Consider the following 4,150-nt stretch of genomic DNA (forward strand, 5'->3'; position numbering starts at 1 on the left):
TGTAGAGCGCGATGTCCTCGTTGGCCACGCCCAGGTTCTTGTAGATGATGGCCGCGACGACGCCCACCATCACATTGGGCAGGCCCATGGCCAGGTAGAGCGAGGGCACCCAGGTCAGTGGGTGGCGAGTGGTGTTGGACATGGTGTCTCCGTTCTTGTTGTTGGGCGTTCAGCGAGGCGTCGGCGTCAGGGCCTGCAACGCGGCCGAGACGTAGACGAGCGGCGCGTTCCAGTTGATCGCGACCTCGTTGCTGGCGTAGCTGCAGAGGTGGTCGAGGTAGGACAGCGCCGGCAACCTGGAAGCGTAGGTCACGGGGCAGCCTTTCTGATCCTGCTGGCCGGCATTGGGGCCACCGACGAGGAAACCGGGTACCGGGGCGTCGACGCCATCGGCCTCGGATGGGCGGTGGTGCGGGTGCAGCGGCGGCTTGGCGCCGAAGCCGGTCACCATGGACTGGCCCAGCGGGTTGCGGCCCAGCACGTGATCGAACAGCGCCTGCGCCGCGGCCAGCGTGTCGGGCGAGGGCTTGAGGCGGTAGGCTTGGATCAGCATCAGCGCGCGGTTGAGCATGCCGGAGTTGCTGCCCCAGTCGTAGTCCTGCGAGCGCGTGCCGACGCGGTAGGCCGAGGCGCGCCACAGGGCCACCTGCTCCGCCGCCAGCGTCGCGACGCGGGACTCGACGAGCGCGGCATCGGCCGTGGTCAGCGTGCTGCGCTGCTGCGCCAGCGTGACCCAGGCCAGGCCCTTCACGTCGCCCCAGGACGGCACGTTGATGGCGAGCTTGTCGAGGTCGGGCCGGTAACGCGCGTCGCGCGTCGTGACCCACAGCTCGGTGCCGGCCCAGGCGAACTCGTCGTCGAGTTTGTCATCGCCGTAGCCACCGGTGCGGATGTCGGACGGCTGCCGGTAGACATCCTTCGGGTGGGCCTGCGCCCAGTCCCACGCGCGGCGGGACGCGGCCAGCATGCGGGCCGACAGGCCCGGCCGCTGCGCCTCGAACGCGGCGAACACGCGACTGGCCTGGGCCATGACGGCAGCGAAGTCCAGCGCAGCCGCGGTGCTCTTCTGCACGACGTAACGCTCGCCCTTGGCGTCGGCCGGCATCACGATGCCATCGAAGCCCTTGTTGGTGAGCTTGTGATAAACGCCGCCGTCCGCGGGGTCCTGCATCGCGAGCATCCACTCCAGGTTCCACAGCGCCTCGTTGAGCACGTCGGGCAGGCCGTTGCCGGTCTCGGGGATGTTGAGCTGCTGCGCCTTGAAGAAGGCCGGGAAATGCTCGTACGCAGCCAGCAGCGTGTAGACAGTGATGCCGGAGTTGACGATGTACTTGTTGTAGTCACCGGCGTCGTACCAGCCCTTGGGTGCGCTGATGACGGTGCCTTCCGGCCGGCCCGGGCCGGCAGCGGAGGCGTGCACCAGCACATGGTCGTCCGGGTGGCCAGCGGGGCGCGCCCAGCGGCCGGCGTTGGCAGCCAACAGCGGCGTGCTAGCGCGGTTGAAGTAGTAGGCCTTGATGGCCGCGGCGCTCACGGCCGCGTAGGCATCGGCGGCGACGATGAAGGTCGGCGAGTCCGCCATGCCGTCGACGTGCAGCCGGTAGTGGCCCGGCGCCTTCAGCACGGAGAAGTCGGCCAGGCGAACGTCCTGGGCGGCGGGCTCCCAGCGCGCGGTGGCGCCGAGGTCGCCGCGTAGCACCGTGCGTCCGGTGCCGGCGTCGACGACCGAGAAGGCCTTCGCATCCCCCGCCGGCACGGCCGCGACCTTGGCGGCGCCGGGCAGGTAGCCGATCTGGTTGATGGCGATGCCGTCAGCGTGGGCGAGGCCCGCAGCGGACAGGCAGGCGGCCAGCAGGCCGTGGCGGAAACCGTGGGTCATGAAGTTCAAGGAATGGCAATCCAGGTGATGTTGTCGGTGGCGCCGTTGTCGGCACGGGCTTCGAGTCGGTTGCGGCCCGGCTGCAGCGGCACGCCGGGCCAGATGGCGATGCCGCCGCGCGTGGCCTGTGCGGGCAGCTCGGCGCCGTTCAGCGTCAGTGTGACGCGGCCGCCGTTGGCGTAGACCTTCACGTCCACCGGCCCGACGGCACGCGGCGTGGCGCGGCGGCTGGCGAAGTGCAGCACGGGCTTCGCGGACCACTGCGCCTGGTAGTACAGGAAGGCGTCCTTGCGCGTGGCGCGGTCGTAGGTGACGAGGCCCTTGTCGTTGATGCCCGGCCGGTCACCTTCGTTGCGGCCCGCCGAGGCAAGGTCGAAGCCGACCCAGACAAAGCTGCCCCACAGCCACGGCCGCGCGGCGATCTGCGGCCAGTAGGCCTCGTGGAACAGCGCCTGGTATTGCTCGGGGTGGAAGCGTGCCGTGGTCTGCGGGCGTACCGGCGGGTCCTGCTGGTGCAGCACGCTGGCGCCGGCGCCGTACTCGGTCAGCGACAGTGCGCGGTCCGGCTGCGCGGCGTGCACGCGGTCGGCCCACGGGCCGATGTCGGCGAACGTGCCGTCGTACCAGCCGTAGTAGCGGTTGAAGCCGATGACGTCGGTCTGCCGCGCCATCGCGTGGTCGTCGGCGGCGCAGCAGTGGGCGTAGATCGTGGGGCGCGTCGGGTCGAGCGCGTGGGTTTCGCGGGTGAGCTGCGCGAGCAGGTCCACCACCGGCGCATCCGAGCGGTAGACCTCGTTGCCGACGCCCAAGACGATCACCGACGGATGGTGCTGGTTCTGCTTGATCAGTTCGCGCAACTGCTGGGACAGGTTGGCGCGGAAGGCCTCGCCCTCGTCCATCGCGCTGTTGAGCGGAATCTCGGTCAGCACCAGCAGCCCGGCGCGGTCGGCGTCGTCGTAGGCGCGCTGCGGATGCTGGAAGTGCACGAAGCGCAGGCCGGTGACGCCCAGCTCGTCGAGGATGCGGAAGTCCTCGTCGATCTGCGCGTCGCTCACCGCCAGGCCGTGGCCAGGGCGGCCGCTGTGGAACAGGTTGACGCCATGCACCGCGTAGGGCTGGCCGTTCAGCAACAGGCCGCGTTGCGGGTCGATGCGGATGCTGCGCATGCCGATGGGCAGCGTCACGGTGTCGAGCACGGTGGCGCCGTCGCGCAGCTCGGCAGTCAGCGTGTAGACGTACGGGTCGGCGGCGCCTTGCCAGAGGTGAGGACGAGGCACGGTCCAGGGTTGCTCGGCCGAGACCGTGGCTTGCGCCGCTGCTTCGATGGACTGCTCGCTGTGCGCCACGTCGCGGCCCTGCGCGTCGCGGAGCTGGAGATGCAGCGCGAGCTTGCCGGCAGTGCCGCCGTCGTTGCGCACGCGGGCACGCAGCGACAGGTGCGCTCGCTCGGCAGTCACGTCGTCCGCCGACACGTAGACGCCCGGCCCGCCATCGTCCAGCAGATCGAAGTGCGCGGCCGGCACGGTCAGCAGCTTCACGCTGCGGTACAGGCCGCCGAAGACGGTGAAGTCGCCGCCCAGCGGCGCGACGTGTTTTGCCGTCGCGTTGTCAACGCGCACGGCGATCACGTTGCGGCCTGCACGCAGCGGCGCGCTGATGTCGACGCGGAAGGCCGCGTAGCCACCGTCGTGGCGGCCGGCGAGCTGGCCGTTGACCCAGATCTCGGCCCGCAGCGCGGCGCCGTCGAACTGCAGGAAGTGTCGTGACGGAAGCGCGGCAGCCGAGATCTGCAGCTCGCGGCGATACCAGCCCGGGCCGCGGTAGTAGGCGCCGCCAGCCTCGCCGTCGATGCCGTTCCAGGTGTGGGGCAGGCGCACGACCGCCCACACCGAATCGTCGAAGACCGTGGCGCCCGCGCCTGCCACGTCGGCACGCAGAAAACGCCAGCCATCGTCCAGCGCCGTGACCTGCCGTGCCGACACGCCGCCGCCGACAAGTACCAGGGCCAGCAGCAGAAGCTCTCGAACACGACGCCAGGCCATCACGGTCACTCCATCCAACGAAGGAGCCGGTGGCGCGCCTGTGAGGCGCCGTCCACCGGCTTGGGGCCGTCAGCCCGTCAGACGCTCCAGCTCAGCGACGCACCGTCGGCCTGCACGGGGCTGCGCTTGCCGTCCACATCCAGGCTCCAGTCGCGCAGCGCCCCCTGAGAGACGTGGGCCGTGTACTGCGCGCCGCTGCGGCTGACCGTGCCGCAGGCCGCGACCTGGC

Annotated in this window: 2 protein-coding genes; both read right to left on the reverse strand. The window is 70.5% G+C overall.

Annotated features, from left to right (window positions below):
* Positions 1-169 precede the first annotated feature (169 nt).
* Positions 170-1,879: a glycoside hydrolase family 9 protein gene (locus ACG04R_RS28305; protein WP_394418140.1), complete on the reverse strand. Its 1,710-nt coding sequence runs from the start codon at positions 1,877-1,879 to the stop codon at positions 170-172.
* A 5-nt stretch (positions 1,880-1,884) separates the two neighbouring features.
* Positions 1,885-3,921 carry a glycoside hydrolase family 2 protein gene (locus ACG04R_RS28310; protein ID WP_394418137.1) on the reverse strand — a complete coding sequence of 679 codons (2,037 nt, stop codon included), beginning with the start codon at positions 3,919-3,921 and terminating at the stop codon, positions 1,885-1,887.
* Positions 3,922-4,150 lie beyond the last annotated feature (229 nt).

Source organism: Pelomonas candidula (assembly GCF_043555985.1).
In the GTDB taxonomy this organism is placed as follows: domain Bacteria; phylum Pseudomonadota; class Gammaproteobacteria; order Burkholderiales; family Burkholderiaceae_C; genus Pelomonas; species Pelomonas candidula.

Excerpts from the sequence above, each read along its gene's own strand:
- ACG04R_RS28305 (WP_394418140.1), bottom strand. The coding sequence starts at position 1,879 with ATGACCCACGGTTTCCGCCACGGCCTGCTGGCCGCCTGCCTGTCCGCT.
- ACG04R_RS28310 (WP_394418137.1), bottom strand. The coding sequence starts at position 3,921 with ATGGCCTGGCGTCGTGTTCGAGAGCTTCTGCTGCTGGCCCTGGTACTT.